General features: G+C 59.8%; 15 protein-coding genes and 3 pseudogenes. 9 read left to right on the forward strand and 9 right to left on the reverse strand.

The window, feature by feature from the left end; translation table 11 throughout:
- The first annotated feature begins 4 nt into the window (after positions 1-4).
- The 6 genes from GGR20_RS04415 (at position 5) to terL (ending at position 4,776) form a co-directional block, all read left to right on the forward strand.
- On the forward strand, positions 5-1,081 hold the full coding sequence (locus GGR20_RS04415; RefSeq protein WP_183309975.1) for an ABC transporter ATP-binding protein: 1,077 nt from the start codon (positions 5-7) through the stop codon (positions 1,079-1,081).
- A gap of 902 nt (positions 1,082-1,983) precedes the next feature.
- Positions 1,984-2,433, forward strand: coding sequence for a ParB/Srx family N-terminal domain-containing protein (locus tag GGR20_RS18435; RefSeq protein WP_210283045.1), 450 nt, complete (start codon positions 1,984-1,986; stop codon positions 2,431-2,433).
- A gap of 129 nt (positions 2,434-2,562) precedes the next feature.
- Positions 2,563-3,093, forward strand: a complete 531-nt coding sequence (locus tag GGR20_RS18440) for a DNA-methyltransferase (protein ID WP_210283046.1) — start codon at positions 2,563-2,565, stop codon at positions 3,091-3,093.
- 22 nt (positions 3,094-3,115) lie between these two features.
- Positions 3,116-3,517: a hypothetical protein gene (locus GGR20_RS18585; protein ID WP_246349375.1), complete on the forward strand. Its 402-nt coding sequence runs from the start codon at positions 3,116-3,118 to the stop codon at positions 3,515-3,517.
- A gap of 192 nt (positions 3,518-3,709) precedes the next feature.
- Positions 3,710-4,429 (forward strand): hypothetical protein, encoded by a 720-nt coding sequence (locus tag GGR20_RS18590; protein WP_246349376.1) that lies wholly within the window; start codon positions 3,710-3,712, stop codon positions 4,427-4,429.
- Positions 4,426-4,776 carry a phage terminase large subunit gene (gene terL, locus GGR20_RS18595; RefSeq protein WP_276511865.1) on the forward strand — a complete coding sequence of 117 codons (351 nt, stop codon included), beginning with the start codon at positions 4,426-4,428 and terminating at the stop codon, positions 4,774-4,776. The genes GGR20_RS18590 and terL overlap by 4 nt, the downstream gene beginning before the upstream one ends.
- A gap of 573 nt (positions 4,777-5,349) precedes the next feature.
- Here terL and GGR20_RS04430 read toward each other — a convergent pair.
- Positions 5,350-5,496 carry a hypothetical protein gene (locus GGR20_RS04430; RefSeq protein ID WP_183309976.1) on the reverse strand — a complete coding sequence of 49 codons (147 nt, stop codon included), beginning with the start codon at positions 5,494-5,496 and terminating at the stop codon, positions 5,350-5,352.
- Between the two features lie 670 nt (positions 5,497-6,166).
- A pseudogene (locus GGR20_RS04435) lies at positions 6,167-6,370 on the reverse strand (transposase); the annotation flags it as partial.
- Positions 6,371-6,436: 66 nt separating this feature from the next.
- On the opposite strand from GGR20_RS04435, the pseudogene GGR20_RS04440 reads away from it, so the two are divergent.
- Positions 6,437-7,341 (forward strand): annotated as a pseudogene (locus tag GGR20_RS04440) (IS110 family RNA-guided transposase); the annotation flags it as partial.
- A 105-nt stretch (positions 7,342-7,446) separates the two neighbouring features.
- Here GGR20_RS04440 and GGR20_RS19210 read toward each other — a convergent pair.
- Both GGR20_RS19210 and GGR20_RS04450 read right to left on the reverse strand, forming a co-directional pair.
- Positions 7,447-7,772 (reverse strand): annotated as a pseudogene (locus tag GGR20_RS19210) (IS5 family transposase); the annotation flags it as partial.
- 202 nt (positions 7,773-7,974) lie between these two features.
- Positions 7,975-10,875, reverse strand: coding sequence for an FAD-binding and (Fe-S)-binding domain-containing protein (locus tag GGR20_RS04450; protein WP_183309977.1), 2,901 nt, complete (start codon positions 10,873-10,875; stop codon positions 7,975-7,977).
- Positions 10,876-11,082: 207 nt separating this feature from the next.
- On the opposite strand from GGR20_RS04450, the gene GGR20_RS04455 reads away from it, so the two are divergent.
- The gene (locus tag GGR20_RS04455) at positions 11,083-12,024 is read left to right on the forward strand and encodes an NAD(P)-dependent oxidoreductase (RefSeq protein ID WP_210283047.1); all 942 of its coding nucleotides are present in this window, start codon (positions 11,083-11,085) and stop codon (positions 12,022-12,024) included.
- On the forward strand, positions 12,014-13,099 hold the full coding sequence (locus GGR20_RS04460) for a sulfotransferase (RefSeq protein ID WP_183309979.1): 1,086 nt from the start codon (positions 12,014-12,016) through the stop codon (positions 13,097-13,099). The genes GGR20_RS04455 and GGR20_RS04460 overlap by 11 nt, the downstream gene beginning before the upstream one ends.
- 3 nt (positions 13,100-13,102) lie before the next feature.
- Here the strand turns inward: GGR20_RS04460 and GGR20_RS04465 are convergent, their stop codons facing one another.
- Genes GGR20_RS04465 through GGR20_RS04485 form a run of 5 tightly spaced genes read right to left on the reverse strand, consistent with a single transcriptional unit; the run spans position 13,103 to position 17,549 of the window.
- A complete protein-coding gene (locus tag GGR20_RS04465; protein ID WP_183309980.1) occupies positions 13,103-14,161 on the reverse strand; it encodes an AroB-related putative sugar phosphate phospholyase (cyclizing) in 1,059 nt (352 codons plus the stop codon).
- The gene (locus GGR20_RS04470; protein ID WP_183309981.1) at positions 14,154-14,867 is read right to left on the reverse strand and encodes an SDR family NAD(P)-dependent oxidoreductase; all 714 of its coding nucleotides are present in this window, start codon (positions 14,865-14,867) and stop codon (positions 14,154-14,156) included. The genes GGR20_RS04465 and GGR20_RS04470 overlap by 8 nt, the downstream gene beginning before the upstream one ends.
- Before the next feature lie 3 nt (positions 14,868-14,870).
- Entirely contained in the window at positions 14,871-15,485 is a 615-nt protein-coding gene (locus GGR20_RS04475; RefSeq protein WP_183309982.1) for a D-sedoheptulose-7-phosphate isomerase, read from the reverse strand.
- A 9-nt stretch (positions 15,486-15,494) separates the two neighbouring features.
- Positions 15,495-16,532, reverse strand: coding sequence for a Gfo/Idh/MocA family protein (locus tag GGR20_RS04480; RefSeq protein ID WP_183309983.1), 1,038 nt, complete (start codon positions 16,530-16,532; stop codon positions 15,495-15,497).
- Positions 16,533-16,559: 27 nt separating this feature from the next.
- Positions 16,560-17,549, reverse strand: a complete 990-nt coding sequence (locus GGR20_RS04485) for a class I SAM-dependent methyltransferase (protein WP_183309984.1) — start codon at positions 17,547-17,549, stop codon at positions 16,560-16,562.
- Positions 17,550-17,551 lie beyond the last annotated feature (2 nt).

Raw genomic sequence — 17,551 nt, forward strand, 5'->3', positions numbered from 1 at the left:
GACCATGGCCGGGCTTGAACTGAAACAGCTCCTGAAGAGCTATGGCAATGTCGAGGTCATCAAGGGGATCGACCTCACCATCGAGCACGGCGAATTCGTGGTGTTCGTCGGCCCATCGGGCTGCGGCAAGTCCACCTTGCTGCGCATGATCGCAGGGCTCGAGGATATAACAGGCGGCGAACTGGTTATCGGCGACCGGGTGGTCAACGCTGTCGAGCCGCGCGACCGCGGCATCGCCATGGTGTTCCAGTCCTACGCGCTCTACCCGCACATGACCGTCTATGACAATGTCGGCTTCGGGCTGAAACTGGCCCGGACGCCAAAGGATGTGCGTGACCAGAAGATCCGCGAGGCAGCACGCATCCTGCAGATGGAGCATCTGCTGGATCGCAAGCCCAGCCAGCTCTCGGGCGGTCAGCGTCAGCGCGTGGCGATTGGCCGTGCCATTGTACGCAAGCCGGAAGTCTTCCTGTTCGACGAGCCGCTTTCCAATCTGGATGCCGCGCTGCGGGTCGACATGCGCATGGAAATCTCAAGACTGCACAATGATCTGGGCGCCACCATGATCTATGTCACCCACGACCAGGTCGAGGCCATGACCCTGGCTGACAAGATCGTGGTGCTCGATGGCGGCGTGGTGCAGCAGGTGGGCGCACCCATCGAGCTTTACCAGCGCCCGGCCAATCTGTTCGTTGCCGGCTTTATCGGATCGCCCAAGATGAATTTCGTCGAGGCGGGCGTGGACAAGGTGGTCGGCGACAGCGTGACCGTCAGCGGCCCCGATGTGGCGGGCGTGCCGGTCGCCATTCCCGCCGGTCGTCTCCGCCCCGGTGACAGGTTGACCCTGGGCGTTCGCCCGCATGATCTGGTTGTCGCGCCATCGGGCACCATTGTCGGCCGGGTTGGCCTGGTCGAGCGGCTAGGCAATGAGACCATCGTCAATCTCGAATTGCCTTCGGGGGCATCTTGGCTAGCCGTGCTGGAAGGCGACCAGATACTAAGACGTGGCGATAGCCTCGCGCTTGATGTCGATCCGGGCAAAGCGCTCTTGTTCGACAAATCGGGCCAGGCGGTGAACTGAAGGCCCGCATTGTTGACCACTGGGAAGCCGGGGCGAAGCCGGTATCCGCCTACCAGGGCGTGTAGCCGCTGGGCTCGAATGGCTGACTTACCCGCTCAAAGGTTTGTAGCGCACGCCTGTAATACAGCTGCGATGTCATCCGGCCCCTCATTAGGGCGAATGCATCACATATCAGCGACCTAGGAATTTCTGGCTGTGGAGGCAGTCGGCTGCGAACTGCTCTCCGCTTGCCTTGCCACAAATTCCCTGTTCGCCGGGAAAATACAGGGTATTTCGCTCACTTTCTGGCTCCGCATCCCCAACCGTGGAGCAGCCAAGCTTCTGATTTTGCGTAGATTTTCCAAGTTCTTTTCTTCAATGAGAACAGGGATTTAGCCAACCGGAACAGGGAAAATCCGGTGCCATATCAAGGAAACCAGCTTGCGACCGGAGTTTGCAAAGGGGGAGCTTCGATGCAAGCAACTGAAGGCGCGCGTGCTCATGCTTTGCAATTTAGATTTAATCTGATCTTGACGGGCAGTAGGTCCAGTTTCTAACTACTCCTCATGAGCTGCGCCGAGACCAACCAAGACGCGTAGTTCCAGTTTGCAGAACGCTAACTGTGGTGGACCACAGGACCTTGGTGAGTGGTCATCACACAGGTCGCGGGCAGTAGACGCTTCACCTTGGATCTCGCATTGGGACCTTTGGGGAGCGCTTATGCTCGTCTACTGCTCTGCGCTTTCCAACCCATCGTTGTGATCCTCCATTTACCCGGCCGAGCACTAACTCGGCCAGCGACGAGGTTCAGATGATCAAGCGTCTCACAGTCCGACCAAAGCGCCCCCGCCAAGCAGAGCCGCAAACGCGGCCAGGCGGAGAGCTCGTCTACCGGTATCTTCCTGGCATCTGCTATCGAGCAGTTGCCGATCAACAGCATTAAGAATTACGACCGCAATCCGCGCGTGCACGACGACCGGCAGATTACCAAGCTGGCCAGCACCATCCGCAAGGCCGGTTTTCTCGTACCGATCATTGTCGATGCCTCAAACGAAGTGGTTTCCGGTCATGGCCGGCTTGCAGCTGCTATTGCACTTGGGCTCAAAGAGGTTCCGGGCATTCGGGTGAGCCACCTCTCGCCCGAGGTGATCAAGGCATATCGCCTTGCAGACAATCGTCTTGGAGAATTGTCTCACTGGGACGCTACCGCGCTTGCGCTCGAATTCAAAGACCTGGCTGCCGTCGAGCTTGATCTGGAAATCCTGGAGCTCACTGGCTTTGAAACCGCTGAGATCGATTTGCACATCCAGAGCCTGGACGAAGACAGCTATCGCATTCTCCTCGACGGAATGTTCCGGTGCATGGCCATGTGAGCGGCAAGGGCCGCGTGAGGCACCGCGAATTTGCCATGGCATCGGGCGAGATGAGCGAAGGAGAGTTTACCGGCTTTCTCCAGGGCTACATGCGAGCACTCTGTGCCTGGCGCTCTGCACTATGTTTGCATGGATGCAGCTCACTCTTTCGAGCTCCTGTCGGCCGCTCGCCAGACCAAGCTGACCTTTAAGACCACCTGTACCTGGGCCAAAACGAATGCGGGCATGGGCAGCCTCTACCGTCAGCAGACCGAGTTCGTGCATGTGTTCAAGAATGGCGGGGATAACATCCCGCACATCAACAACATCCAGCTCGGCAAATACGGTCGCTTCCGCACAACGCTCTGGGGCTATGCGGGGGTGAATACCTTCCGTAAGGGCCGGATGGATGATCTCGCGGCCCACCCCACGGTCAAGCCGTGGGCGCTTGTTGCCGATGCCATCAAGGACTGCACGCGTGTCGGCGAAAGTGTGCTGGACTGCTTCTGCGGTTCGGGCACCACCCTTATCGCGGACGAGAAGAGCCACCGCGTCGGTTATGGCATCGAGCTCGGCCCGGTCTATGTGGATGTTGCGATCCGCCGCTGGCAGAGCATCAGCGGCAAGCCTGCGGTCTTGGCTGGCACCAACCAAAAAATTCGGGGCCAAGGTTCCCGTTAGGGAGGGTGGTCGCACAAAGCGCATGAGCAAGAGCGAGATTGGCATCACCAAACTCGCCAACCGCTTCGCCGAAACAGGTGACGTCAAGATTCTGCTGGCGGTTCACAAGCTTCAGGAAGCCGGCTTTGGCGGACCGGCGGTCAATCTGGCTGGTCCTGCGAGTTTGTCACCAGTTGAGCCGTCTCAGACTGACAAAGCGATCCTGCAGTGGTTTATCGAGGCAAACCGCTCTTCCGATCAGGAGGAGACACCACGAATGCTGCCGTTGTCAGCGCAGCTGTTCAGCGCACGCATTTGTTTCCCTTCGCCTGGAAGGCTTTTGAGCTGCTGCATCCCGGACTGGACTTTGTTCCTTCCTGGCATGTGGAGGCAATTTGCCATGCACTCGAACAGGTGGCCTCAGGCGCAACACGGCGCCTGGTGATCACGGTCCCGCCCCGGCACGGCAAGTCTATCTGCGCCGCCGTGGCGCTACCGGCCTGGATGCTAGGTCACGAACCTTCTCTCAAGATCATGGTGGCGAGCTATGGCGGGGACCTTGCGGCCAAGCAAGCACGCGACTTTCGCGCGGTGTTAACCTCACCCTGGTACGAGCACCTCTTCCCCCATACCCGACTTGCTGAGGGGCAATCGCGCGGACGAGCAGATCACTACCGGCAATGGTGGTCGCAAAGCCGGCTCCCTGGGCGGGGCGGTCACCGGCTTTGGCGCCGACCTGATCATTGTCGATGGCTTGATGAAGGCATCGGATGCTTCCTCCCCTGTCGAGCGTCAGCGGGCGCGCGATTATTATGAGCAGTCCCTGCTCTCACGGCTCAACGACAAGAGCACGGGTCAGATCATTGTCATCCAGCAGCGCCTGCACGAGGATGATCTGCCAGGTCACCTGCTCGCCAACAAGCAGTTCGAGCACCTCGACCTGCCTGCTGTGCCGATTGGCCTCAGACGCCTCCGGCATCGCGTCAAAGGAGAGGCGCTTTGCCCGGAGCGCGAGCCGCTGCAGGTGCTGGAACAACTGCGGGTCGAAATGGGGCCAGCGGTTTTTTCCGCGCAGTATCAGCAGGACCCCACCCCTCCTGGTAGCAACCGGCTGCGGTGGGAGTGGTTCGGAACATATGAGCCGGACTTGACCCGCAGCGACTTCCAGTACGTGGTGCAAAGCTGGGACACCGCACTTACCGCTGAGCCCACCAGCGACTTCTCGGTGGGTATGACCTGGGGCCTGCGGAATGGTCAGTGGTATCTGCTTGATCTCATTCGCGAGAAGCTGGACTTTCCTGACCTGAAGACCCTTGTCCTTATTTTGCCACCCGCTGGAGGGCTGACCGGGTTTTGATCGAAAGGGCTGCATCTGGATACCCATTGCTCCAACAGCTACACCGGGAACAGCGGGAGCAGGAGACGCGCTATCTGGGAATCGTAACCAAGCTGGACAGACGCACGCGCTTTGAGGCGCAGACGGCGAGGTTGGCAACCGGGAATTACTTGCTGCCGATCGAGGCTTCCTGGCTTACCGATCTTCGCCGGGAGCTCCTTGCCTTCCCCAATGGCCGCTATGACGACCAGGTAGATAGTCTCGTACAGTTTTTGGAGTGGTCTGCCTCCCCTCGCGCTAAGTGTTCGCTCGACCGGGACCCCGTTACCGGCAGGCCGATTGGTCGCTTGCCTCGACGCAGGGGCTGACCGGTCGGAGGACGATCAGGGAACACCCGGTTGGAAATCAGTCAGGCGCTCTAGCGTCTCTTAGAATCGAAGCCCGCATTTGTGAACGAAGCTCAGGTTGAGGCGGTGGAGCAGCGTTTCGCATTTGCCGTACGCCCTATTGAACCATCCGCGCCTGTGCCGCAGCTGTGCGAATCATATCGGCCGCTGTCACAAGACCATCAGAACGACAGCCACGTGCGGGACAATCAGTTCCAGACCAATGGCGAGGCGCGTGAGGCTCCCTTGGCCGCGTCCAAGCCCTGAAGTGCAATTCGATCCGATGCGTGCGGCGGCTCCGTTTGGCTATCTGTCCCCGCAATAAATACTTCGACGATTATACGGTCTTTCCAAAGCACCAGTACGCTGCGTCTAGGTTCGCAGTTGAGAGCTACTGATCTATTGGCGCTCATTGGCCGCCCCCTTGGACTTGCGTTTGCCGTTATCGATGGCGGAAATGCCACCCCTGATGACATCTGCCACCGTGGTGCGTTGGGACAGTAACCGATCGACTTTGTGGCCCTTGTTGTGATCGTTCAGCACGTCACGAACGAATTATTTCGCCGCTTCGAGGTCATCGAAACTGGTAATCTGGTTGGGAAATCCCTTGCGACGGATTTTCACCTGGTAAGACGTCAAGCGACCGTCTGCGGAGATCCGCTCGTAGATGTATTGCGCGCCTTTGAGTTTTTTGGTTAGCATGAGGTCGTCTTTCTTGCGTTATGGCAGAAAGATCGATCAGACATGAAGGAAGAGCAAGGGAAGAACAGCCTTCCAAAGGCTCAACCAAAATGCGTACTGAATTCAAAACTTAGAACAACGTTTGGCGCACCCGACAGGATTCGAACCTGTGGCCTCTGCCTTCGGAATGCTTAAAAGCCCTATTTCACCACTTGGTTTAGTTTTCTAACACTCTGAAATATAACATATGTTATTGTATAACGATAGACGGTTTTGCCCGTCTTGGTACGATGTTCTGTCCCAAAATTGTCCCAAAACGTGACCTCTGCCTTCCTGGCAACAACGGAACCCGATCCATTACGAAAGGGGTGGCATCAGTATGCAGGTTCAGGCTCGATCAATATCTGTCCCCTTCCGCGCCAGCACCCCGACGAGCACGCAGATGGCAGCGCCAGTCGTGGTGCGTTAAAAATTCCAATCATTGCATGGTAAGGCCCATGACAATGAAACCACCGACAAGGGTGGCTACAAATGCGATGGTCCAGGGCGTCGCGCTCGACGATGGCGCGCGAACTACTTCGCACACCAGTGCCAAAACGATCAGTAATAGCCGGCAACGCCCAGCACCCCTGCGCTGGCCGCCATATTCACAAGATTGTTGCGAAGGTGCGGCGCGCCGCGGATGGCTGGCGCGGATATCGTCGCCGTCGTAGCCCTTGTCGGCCAGCATCAGCCTGGGTTTGGCGACAGGCAAGGCGATCAGGTCATCGATGGCCTTATAGTCGGAGGCTTCGCTGCCCGTGAGGACGAAGCCAAGAGGGCGTCCCTGACCGTCTGCGCGTGCGTGGATTTTGCTCGTAAAGCCGCCGCGGCTTCGACCAAGACCCGCCTTATGAGCGGCCCGCCCCTCCCACTGGCGTCTGTGTAAGGTGCCGCTGTCCAAAAAAGGAAGTAACGGACCATGAACTTAGTGATCCTCGGCATCGACCTGGGCAAGAATAGCTGTAGCATCGTCGGTCTCGACGCCGATGGTTCAGTGGTCGTGCGTCGGCGAATGCGCCGCGACAGCGTGGTAACATTCGCAGCGAAGCTAAAGCCCTGCATTATGGCAATGGAAGCATGTTCCGGTGCCCATCATATGGGCCGGTCTCTGGCGGCATTGGTCCACGAGATCCGGCTAATGTCGCCAGAGTATGTGCGGCCGTACGTGAAAGCGCAAAAGAACGACGACCGTGATGCGGAGGCGATTGCCGAAGCGGCGACCCGACCGAGCGCTTCGTCGAGCTCAAGAGCGAAGAGCAGCTTGATGTTCAGACACTGCACCGAGTGCGTGACCGCCTAGTGGGTGAACGAACCTCTCTGACCAACCAGATCAGAGGCCTTCTGCTGGAGCGTGGCCATGTTGTGGCGCAAGGACATGCCCGATTGCGTCTCCTTTTGGGTGAGTTGCTGGACGCCGATGTGGACCCGCTGAGCCCGCGCATGGCGTTCCTGCTGCGGGACATGCGCGCTCTTTGGGAGGAGTTGGACCGCCGGATCGCGGCCTTTGACACTGAGTTCGCAGGCATGGCCAAAACCGACGATCGGGCCCGGCGGCTGACAAGCATTCCCGGTGTAGGGGCGTTGAATGCCACCGCACTTGTGGCAGCGGTGGGCTGCGCAGCGACGTTTGATATGGGGCGAGATCTCGCCGCCTGGTTGGGCCTTGTACCTCGTCAGGCCACCACTGGCGGCAAGCCAAAACTGCTGGGAATCACCAAGCGTGGAAGCAGGTATCTGCGCAAGATGCTGATCCAGGGTGCCCGATCCGCGATGCCCACGCTTGCCAGGAGCGACACAGCGACGGGATCCTGGCTGCGGGCGCTGCAAAATGGCCTTCGAGGCCGGCCCCTTTATGAGGATCAGGACGCGCGGATCTCCATCTTGGCAGCGGACCCTGATCATTGCTTGCACCGGGGCGGGCCATACGTTTGCGCCCGCTGCCTGAGAGTGGCCGCGCACCGTGGTGCTGTCGATCATGTGCTGCCAGTCGTCGGCGAGCCCAAACTCGACCAGGGATTCCAGCAAGGCGTCCCAGATCCCTTGCTCGGCCCAGCAGCGGAACCAGACATAGACTGAATTCCACTTGCCATAGCGTTCACACATGTCGCGCCAGGGGCAGCCGACCCGTAACACATAGAGCATTCCGTTCAGAAAGCGCCGGTTGTCCAGGGCTGGCCGAGACCACCGACCACGCTCGGCCGGCAATAAAGCCCCTACAGCGCCCACCCGTCATCAGTCAGATCGCCCCGAGCCAAAACTGCCTCCTCTAAAAGGAAACCTTGAATCAGTCAGGCAGCGATTTGGGAATCCCTTTTGTCAACACAGCCTAGTAGCCTAGACATCCAACACAATAGCCACCACTTTGCTCGGCATGTTTCAGATGACCTGGCCGAGGAACTTGTCAGCGCCGCTATAAGCCTTGGCGACCGACCAGTACATGGAAAATCCGACTCGCGGTCAATGTGGTGGTGTGTTAATAGAGCGTCCGCTAGCCGCTCGGCGACGGGTTACGAGGGCCAGTGGGTGGGCTGCCGCCACTGAGCCGAAACGCTCAACCTGGCAACGGCAGGAAAAGCCGGTTGCAAACACTTCATCGGCCGCGTCAACCGACCCCTTCCATGAAAGATCATAGAGCTTGCGGCTCCAGCCCTGATGACGCGCTTCATGCCCAAAAAGGCCCGACATGCCACAACACCCGGCGTCTTGAACCGTCACGTCCAGCCCCAGCGCAGCAAAAATGCGCTTCCAGTCGGCTGCTACGGCCGGACGCATCGAGCGTTCGGTGCAATGGGTAAACACAACAGCTTTCGTGTTCGCTCCCGGGATGGAAGGAAAGCTCCGACCGCCCGCGAGTTCAGCCACGAGGAATTCTTCGACCGCTGACACCCAGGGCATGTCGGCGATTCCCGCATTGGGGTATTCGCTGCGCAGCATGTAAACCAGCGACGGATCCAGGCCAACGAGTGGCAGGCCTGCGCTGGATGCAATTCGAAGCGCATTAGCCATCGCTTTTGCCTGGCGGACGAAAACAGCGCGGGCTCCGGCAACGTATGCCGCCTTGCCGCTCGCCTGCACCGACAGCGCGACCGGCGCATATCCAAGCGCCCGCAGTCCCTCGGCAATCGTTGCAATCGAGTTTGTATCGAAAAGCGCAGTAAAGGGGTCGTGCACCAGGACAACATGTCCCGCGTCTAAAGGCAGCTCTGCCACCTCGCTTGCCGAGAGGGCCTCAATCGCATGGTGTCCCAGATTATGTCGCGACGGTAGCGGCGGATCGATGAGCCCAAGACCAAGCGCGGCAAGTCCATATACACGGGTCCATGCCAAGGCACGCAACACCGATCTGAAGCGCATTAGCGTGCCGATATGCGCCTCCAGAAGCATCGCGGCAAGGCTGGACATAGGGCGTCTTCGCTTGCTGTAGTACCGTTCCAGGAAATGCGACTTCATGTCGGGCACATCCACATGGGTCGGGCATCCAGCCGCACACGACTTGCAGCCCAGGCAGCCATCCAGTGCCTCAAAGACATCTGCCTCCATCTCTTCTGTCGCCTGGCCGGCCACCCGTGCCTGCTCAAGCGCGCGGAGGGCCTCAGCACGCCCCTTTGGAGAGTGGCGAAGCTCCGCGCTGACCTTGAACGACGGGCACATGGGCGTCTTGGCCGCATAGGTCAGGCACAGGGCATTGCCATTGCAGGCGAAGGCCTTCGCGAAGAGATCTGCGGGCGCTGTTTGCGTGGTTCGATAAGGTGTGGTGGCGATCCCGAGCAGTGGCGTCTGCCCGGCAATCAGCTTGCCCGGATTGAACCGACCAGCCGGATCAAACGCAACCTTGATGCGCTGGAATGCGCCATACGCCTCTGGCCCGACAAACCGCTCGAGGTACTCGCCGCGAATGCCCTTGCCGTGCTCGCCCCAGAAGATGCCGCCATGTGCCGTTACGGCCTCATAGACCGCATCCGAAATCGACCGGTAGAGGTCGCGGTCGGCCAGATCATCGATGTCGAGTGCCGGGCGGACATGCAGGCACCCCACATCTGCGTGGCCGTAGATCCCATACGACAGGCCGTGCCCGCCAAGAATGGCAGTAATCTCGTGCACAAAGGCGGAAAGATTTTCGGGAGGAACGACGCAGTCTTCAACAAATGAGATGGGGCGTCGACGCCCGCCGGTACCACCGAGGAGGCCAACGCTGGCAGCCCGGACCGACCACAGGTGAGTAATCTCGCCCGCTTTGCCTGTCGTGTACGCGCCGCGAAATCCTGTCAGCTCGCTGGCGATGGCCAGGCATTGCGCCACACCAAGATCCAGTGCTTTGGGATCGTCACCGGCAAATTCAACAAAGGCATAGACGGGCCGGTCGGCGCCATCCCCCCGGATCCCTGCTGGCAAGCTGTCAAGCAGCGCCGCTTCCATTGCCAGACGTTGCACCCATTCGTCGATAACCTCGATCGCCAGCGGCTCCGCAGAAAGCAGCGGCAGTGTCGCGTCGAGTGCGTCCGAGAAATTGTCAAAGGCAAGGACGCAGAGCCGAGACTGGCTTGGCTTCTTCACCAGCTTCAGCCGTAGGCGCGTGATCAGGCCCAGCGTGCCCTCTGCGCCAATCGGCAGGCGCCACCATTCCAGACGCTCCCTGTCAGGGCGGGCCCGCTCCAAGTCGAGTCCAGAAAAGCGTCGGGACAATCGGGGGACATTGGCCAGCAAAGCCGGCCGGCCCGCATCGCAGGCGGCCGCAATCTCGTCCATTATGGGCGTAGCCCATTCGGGCACGGGCATCTGGCTGTCGAGCGTCTGGCCGTCGCCCACCATCATGGTCAAACCCAGCACATTGTCGGCCGTCTTGCCATAGATGCGCGACCCCTTGCCGGAGGCATCCGTGCCGACCATGCCCCCAACGGTGCAGCGGTTGGACGTCGAAGTACTGGGCGAGAAAAACAGACCAGTATGGGCCAATTGCTGGTTAAGATCGTCCAGGACAATGCCCGGTTCGACATCAACCCATCCCGCCGCCACATCGACCGCCAGCATTCGGTGCATGTGCCGGCGAAAATCTACGATAACCCCCTCATTGAGAGACTGACCATTGGTGCCCGTTCCGCCACCACGAGCGGTGATGGGAAGGCCGCTAAACCCCGGCTGCCCCAGTACGGACAGCAGCCGGCCCACGTCCTGGGCATCGAAGGGGGCGACGACCATGCCCGGCACGATCTGATAGACGCTATTGTCAGTGGACATTGCCGCGCGCGACGCCAGGTCGGTCGCGACATCGCCGCAAAATCCCGCCTGTCGCAATGCCCCCGGCAGCCGCGCCAGCGCTACATCCATTGCCGCAGTAGAGGAAGGAACGAATCGGTTCATTGTGCAGCGATTGTTATCGGTGGATCGGCGTACACGATAGTGTCTGCGAATTGCGAGTGCCAAGAAACGCCGTGCAACTTGGCTGTTGATGATAGCCCGCGCTGTAGTCTTGATTCCGATGTAGGGCACCACCGGCCAGACTAGGATTGCTTCGGGAACGGTGGTATGGGCATGCGCTCCCCTTCAAACCACCGGAACGCTAGAAACGTGCGAAATACCAAGGACCATGTGGCAGTCGCGTCTCGCTCATTCTCTCTCAATCCCATCCTGAGGGCAGAACTGCTCGAACGCTATGAGCATGTGACGTTCAACGATGATGGACGCCGACTGGCGGGCACCGACCTGGTTTCGTTTCTTAAGGGGCATCAGAAGGCCATTACAGCGCTCGAAAAGGTTGATCAGAGCGTGATTGCTGAACTGACCGATCTCAAGGTGCTGAGCAAATACGGCGTGGGCATCGACATGATCGATGTTTCCGCCCTTCGCGACGCCGGCATTGGCTTCGGCTGGACCAAGGGCGTCAACCGCCGCTCGGTATCCGAACTGGTGCTCTCGGCCGCCATTTCGCTGTTGCATCTCGTGCCAGCCGCTGTCGCCGAAACCCAAGGTGGTAGCTGGCGCCAGCTCAATGGCAACCAGCTCACGAAAAAGACCGTAGGTATTATCGGCTGCGGCCATGTCGGCAAGGACGTGATTGCTTTGCTGGCTCCCTTCGCCTGCCGCATCCTGATCAATGACATTGTCGATATGGGCGGCTACGCCGCCCAGGCTGGATGCGAACAGGTGGATTTGCGAACCCTCCTCCAGACAAGCGATGTCATCACGGTGCACACGCCTCTGGACGACACCACGCGCAGCCTGGTAGGTGCTCAAGAGATTGGCCTGATGCAGGATCATGCCGTGCTCATCAACATGGCCCGGGGTGGCATTGTGGACGAAGCAGCCCTGCTGGCGGCGCTGGATGCCGGCAAGCTTGTCGGTGCGGCGCTGGACGTTCTGGACGTCGAGCCACCTCGTACGGACACGGCAGCCGCCTTGATCGCGCACCCGCGCGTTGTGGTGACGCCCCATATCGGCGGCTCGGCAAAGGAGGCTGTCCTGGCCATGGGGCGCGCCGCGATCAATGGACTGGACGACTATGTCCTTTAATCATGCGACCAACCGGGCCGGGCAGCTGCCGATCCGATTCATCGATGTTTCCGGCATTGGCAGTTCCGGCAAATCGGCGGTCACCGACCTCCTGCGCGAGTTCGACTCGCTCTATGTGCCGCACTTCCAGTTCGAATTCGATCTCATCCGCGCGCCGGGCGGATTGCTCGATCTGCGCCATGCCGCAAGTCAGGACTGGTCGCCGGTCCGCTCCCATGCCGCCCTCAAGCGGTTTTCCCGCCTCGTTTACACCCTAGGTGCAGACCCTAGGCCCTGGCAGATCGGCGCGATGATCCGGAGCGCCAGCCAGCGCTATTCGCGCCATTTTGGTCCTGGGTATTTCGACGTCTGGGACGAGTTCTGTGCGGCCTTGCTGGCGCTGCGCTACCGTGCCGAGTGGCCCTATGACGACTACGAAATACCGGGGGCCTGGCGCCTCGCCAAGCGCCTTCTCAAGCGTTTTGGCCTGCGCGAGCATTTCCTGCACGATGTGACCGTCATTGATGGGCGGCGCTTTGATCTGCTGGCCAGCCGGGCCATGCAGCGACTTTATGCGCCTTTGCTCAAGCCTGGTCAGACCGGCGCCATCCTCAACAACGCAATCGAGCCGTTCAATCCCACTCCGGGCCTGGACATGCTCGGCAATGCCCGGCAGATCGTGGTGGTTCGCGATCCACGCGACGTCTTTGCCACCGGCCAGAAGCGAAGCAGCGAAGCAGCCAGACGCAGTATGCAGGCCTTCGACAATGATGGCCTTAACAAAACCTTCCTTGCCGCCGACGATGTGAACGCCTTCTGTCTGCGGCACCGCCTGCATTGGGACGCCTTGCCCAAGGCCGACAACCCACGGGTCCTGCGCGTCTGGTTTGAGGAACTCGTCGCCCAACCCGCCCGTACGATTGCAACAATCTGCGCCTTCCTCGAGCTTGATCCAGCCCACCACACGGCGCCTAACACCGCGTTCAAGCCCGAAGTGAGCCGCGAAAGTGTGGGAACGGCCAAGCTCTATCCCGACCAGCAATCCATTTCGGTAATTGCTCAAACGCTGGCGGATTGCCTCTACCCCAACTGGTAGCCGCTATCGCACCAGGGCCTTGCTGAGGGTAGCTTGAAAGAAGTCGTCCGGTTTGACCGTGATGGCTTCGATTACGGCATCCGGGCCGCTGGGCACAATGATGCGATAGCCGGCCTCGCTGTTCTTTTTGTCTTTTGCCATGGCCTGAAAGACGGCCTCGGCATCGATCGGATAGTCCTTGTAGGCGGCATAGTTGTATTGCAGGACCGGGAGCATGCGATTGCGGTGTACCGCTTCGATGCGTCCCAGGGCCACCGCAAAATCATTGGCGATCTTCATGCCGATCGTGACGGCAATGCCATGCGGGATATGATAATGGGTCGCAGTCTCGATGGCATGGCCGAAGCTGTGACCATAGTTGAAGATGTTGCGCGGCCCGCGATCAAACTCATCGATTTCGATATAGCGCTTCTTGATCCTGAGTGCGCGCGAGATGAATTCGGCAAGGATTGCGTCGTCGCTGGTCAACCGCTCGAACCGTTCGGCCAGGTAGTCAAACGAGGCCGGCCCGTCGATGGTATGCACCTTGATGATCTCACCGATTCCGGAGCGAACCTCCTCTTCCGGTAGCGTCTTGAGGAACCGCACGCTGACAAATATCTGCTTGGGCGGATAGAAGGTGCCAAGAATGTTCTTGCCCGCCTTCATGTTCACCGAGCTCTTGGAGCCGATGGCGCTATCGGCCTGGGCCAGCAGCGTTGTCGGCACGAAATTCCAGGCGATGCCGCGCATGAAGATCGAAGCGATAAAACAGGCAATGTCCTGAACCACGCCGCCACCGATGGCGACCAGCGTCTGGTTGCGCTTCAAGCCCAATTCGGCAAGCTGCTCGAGCACGGGAACGATCTGGGCGATGGACTTGGCATCTTCCGTCGCCTCGATATAGACGCAGGGCATATCCCCCAGCGCAGCGAAATCCTCGCGATAGAGCTCGGCGACGCGCGCATCGGCCAGTACCACGCACCCCGGCTTGAGGGCTGCCGCAATCGCCGCACGGGGTGCATCGACATAGGTGACCGAATATGGACCGCCTTGCGCCTGTATTTCGAGGTTCTCAAGCACGCGTGAAGCCCCCGTCCACGGGAATGTTCTGACCGGTAATGAAGGTGTTGGTGTCGCTGCCGAGCCACTTCACGATCGCTGCAATCTCGGTGACCTTGCCAAGGCGCCGCGCCGGAACGCGGCTGAGCAGGGCCTGGATCTGGGCGTCGTTGAGGAGCCCCCGGGTCATTTCGGTGTCGATGAAACCCGGCGCGATCGAATTGGCCAGAATGTCATTCTGGCTGTGCTCGACGGCAATGGCTGCCGTCATGCCGTCGATGGCAAACTTGCTCGTCGAATAGCTGGCGCGGAGTTCCTTGGAGCGCATGCCCCAGATCGAGGAAATGTTGACGATCCGGCCCCAGCCCTTGGCCAGCATGTTCGGAATGGCCGCCTGGCAGAAGCGGAACGGCGCATAGACATTGACGTCCTGCACGCGCTGGAATTCCGCAGGATCGATCTCGGCAAAGGGCGCGATCTTGTTGATGCCAGCATTGTTGATCACAATGTCGATGGCTTCGCCCCGCATGGCTTCAGCCGCCTCATCCACCGCAGCCCGATCGGAGAGATCCACGCTGAAATGCCGTGCAGGCACCAGGTCGTCACGAGCCCAGGCGCTGCTGCTCAAGGTGACCAGCCGATAGCCGTCCTCGGCGTATTGCCGCGCAATCTCAAAGCCAATTCCGCGGCTGGCGCCGGTGACCAGGACCGTCTTTTGAGCATGCATTCCTCAGCCCCTCGTTGCGTCGTTCAGATGCTTTGTCATGTAGGATACGAACACGTGGTTCAGGATCAGATGCGCATCCTCGGCCGGGCCATATTCAGCCGGGTCGGTCGGAACATGGATGCACAAATCTGCCGTTTCCCGCAGCTTGCCGCCATTGACGAACGATGTCAGCGCGATCGTGGTCACGCCGTTCTGCTTGGCCCATTCGAAGGCATGCACCAGATTTGGGGAATTGCCGGAGGCCGAAATTGCGATCAGCAGGTCTCCCGGATGGGCCTGGTAGGCCAATTGCCGGGTGAAGATCTCGTGATAGCCGAAGTCATTGCCGACCGCGGTGAGGATCGAATTGTTGTCGCAAAGACTCATGGTCCGGAACGGACGCTCGGCGAGCCGACTGCCGATTGCCAGGTCGTTTGCCATGTGGCTTGCCGTTGAGGTGCTGCCACCGTTGCCAATGATGAATATCATGCGACGCTGTTCGCGCGCCTCGATCATCGCCTTGGCGACCGCGTCAATCTCACTGACATCAATTCCGTCGAGAATCTCGGCCAGATAGCGGAAATAGTTCTTCGAGTAGCGCCCGATGTCGTGGTCGTGCAGGTTCAGCAACGTGCTCATTGGATAGCCTCAGGCGTCTGGATTTTCGATAGCGGCGAACTGCCGCCAGGCGGGATCGCTATAATAGATGCGGAAGACATGTTCCATCGTGCGCAGCGCATCCAGCGATGATCCACTCTCGACCGCACTGTCGGACAACACGTGGTCAACGAAGTCGTCCACCTCGGTCTGCCAGCTCGGGTCACGATTGTAGCGGATCAGGGTTTCCTTGGGGTCGCCATTGTCCTGCTCGGGGTTGGACTCGATGATGGCGAGCGTCTCGGCGCCATAGCTCTTGGAGCCAGACAGGATACCGCCGAGCGCAACCGCGCCGCGTTCCATCGTGATGTCCAAGCTGAACCGGTGGCGCCAACTGGTCGCCGTGCTGTTGAGCATGGCCACCACGCCGTCGGCGGTGCGCATCAGGGCATAGGCATTGTCTTCGACGTCATAGCCCCAGAACGAATTGGAGATGAAGCTGTGCACCTCTTTGAAATCGCCGGCAAAGAGCCGCATCAAGTCTACCATGTGGATGCCCTGGTCGAGCAGAACACCCCCACCAGCCACTTTGCGCTGGGTACGCCAGTCGGATTGGCCAAAGGTGATGATCTGGGACTTTCCGTAGACGCCACGCAAACTGATGATCTTGCCGTAGTCGCCGCTTTCGATGATGCGCTTGGCCTCCAGAACGCTTTCGTGATAGCGGTGGTTGAAGCCATATTTGAGCTTGAGCCCCGGGCGCGTCTGTTCGACGGCGCTAACCTGGCGGATTTCCTCGACGCTTCGCCCAGGCGGCTTTTCACAGAAGACGTGGCAGCCCTTTTCCAGCGCCAGAATGGTCGCATCGGCAGCAACGTCATTGGTCAGGCAGATCACCACGACGTCCAGCTCTTCTGCGGCAATCATGCTGCGATAGTCAGGATGCACCTTGAGGCCTGCCGGCGCAGCAGCGCTCGCGAACCGTTGGTCCGCCACGGCGACGACCGTGGTGTGCGGATTTCTGTCAAGACACTGGTGGCGGCGACTGCCCACCACGCCATAGCCAGCTATGCCTACACGCAGGCTCATCTGTAACCTCGATCGGTTTGAGCCATCTCAGGCAGGCTTTCGCGCCAGCACCCAAGAGTGCGAACTCATGCGGTTATTGGCCAGAAACTGCTGAAATGCTGTTGCAGCCTGCTCATTGCCGAGCAGGGCACGAATGAAGGGCTGATCGTCCAGCAGCCCGGGGATTTCGTTGGTCTTGTTGCGCACGATGTCAACATCAAGCTGGCCGGGCGTCAGCACTTCGACATCGGTTAAACCCGCACGGCCGCACAGGATTTCGAAGCCCTTCACAGACATGAAATTGAGATGATGGGGCGGAAATACCGCGTTGGCGTGCTCACCCAGCACGGTGATGTCAAACCCGTCCGCACCAAGGGTGGTGAAGAAGACCCAGCCACCAGGCGCCGTGAATGTCGCCAGGTTGGAGATGAAGCGCAGCGGGTCATGAACATGCTCCATGACTTCGAGCGAGCAGACAAGGTCGCCCCGGCCATCGAGGTCGGTCACGTCCTCGGCCAGCGCCTCACGCACTTCAAATCCGAGCTTGCGGCAACTCTCGATCATTTCAGACGAAGGCTCTACAGCAATGCCAGTTGCACCAGCCAGGCGAGCCACCAGCTCGGAGAGGAACACACCGTGACCGGCGCCCACATCGACCACAGTCCGCGCCAAGAAGCCGCGCTCTTTGAGCATCCGGGCAAGCTCGGCCGCACGCGGCGCAAATACTGCCGCACGCCGGGACTCCGCCACCTGCGGAAAGAACACCTTGGCCCAGAAATCGGATGAGACCGAATTGACGTAGAAGCGCTCGAACACCTCCAGACGCGGACGCGGCGTTTGATAAAGCGTGCCGCATTCCAGGCAGCGCGAATAGCCAAAGCCCTTCTTGGTGAAGGCGTGCTCCGTATGGGTACTCGCACAGGCAACGCAGGGCACGTCGTCTCGGGCACCGTCGGTGAAAAGCGTGGTCGCGTCCTGCTCGCTCAGCCGCAGATATTCATTGAGCAATTCCCTCGGACGGATGTCATTTTCACGCATGG

Source organism: Devosia subaequoris (assembly GCF_014197055.1).
In the GTDB taxonomy this organism is placed as follows: Bacteria; Pseudomonadota; Alphaproteobacteria; order Rhizobiales; family Devosiaceae; genus Devosia; species Devosia subaequoris.

Coding starts and splice junctions, on each gene's coding strand:
- GGR20_RS04485 (WP_183309984.1), bottom strand. CDS start 17,549: ATGCGTGAAAATGACATCCGTCCGAGGGAATTGCTCAATGAATATCTG.
- GGR20_RS18585 (WP_246349375.1), top strand. CDS start 3,116: ATGAGCAAGAGCGAGATTGGCATCACCAAACTCGCCAACCGCTTCGCC.
- GGR20_RS04470 (WP_183309981.1), bottom strand. CDS start 14,867: ATGCATGCTCAAAAGACGGTCCTGGTCACCGGCGCCAGCCGCGGAATT.
- GGR20_RS04430 (WP_183309976.1), bottom strand. CDS start 5,496: ATGCTAACCAAAAAACTCAAAGGCGCGCAATACATCTACGAGCGGATC.
- GGR20_RS04450 (WP_183309977.1), bottom strand. CDS start 10,875: ATGAACCGATTCGTTCCTTCCTCTACTGCGGCAATGGATGTAGCGCTG.
- GGR20_RS04480 (WP_183309983.1), bottom strand. CDS start 16,532: ATGAGCCTGCGTGTAGGCATAGCTGGCTATGGCGTGGTGGGCAGTCGC.
- GGR20_RS18440 (WP_210283046.1), top strand. CDS start 2,563: ATGGATGCAGCTCACTCTTTCGAGCTCCTGTCGGCCGCTCGCCAGACC.
- GGR20_RS04460 (WP_183309979.1), top strand. CDS start 12,014: ATGTCCTTTAATCATGCGACCAACCGGGCCGGGCAGCTGCCGATCCGA.
- GGR20_RS04475 (WP_183309982.1), bottom strand. CDS start 15,485: ATGAGCACGTTGCTGAACCTGCACGACCACGACATCGGGCGCTACTCG.
- GGR20_RS04415 (WP_183309975.1), top strand. CDS start 5: ATGGCCGGGCTTGAACTGAAACAGCTCCTGAAGAGCTATGGCAATGTC.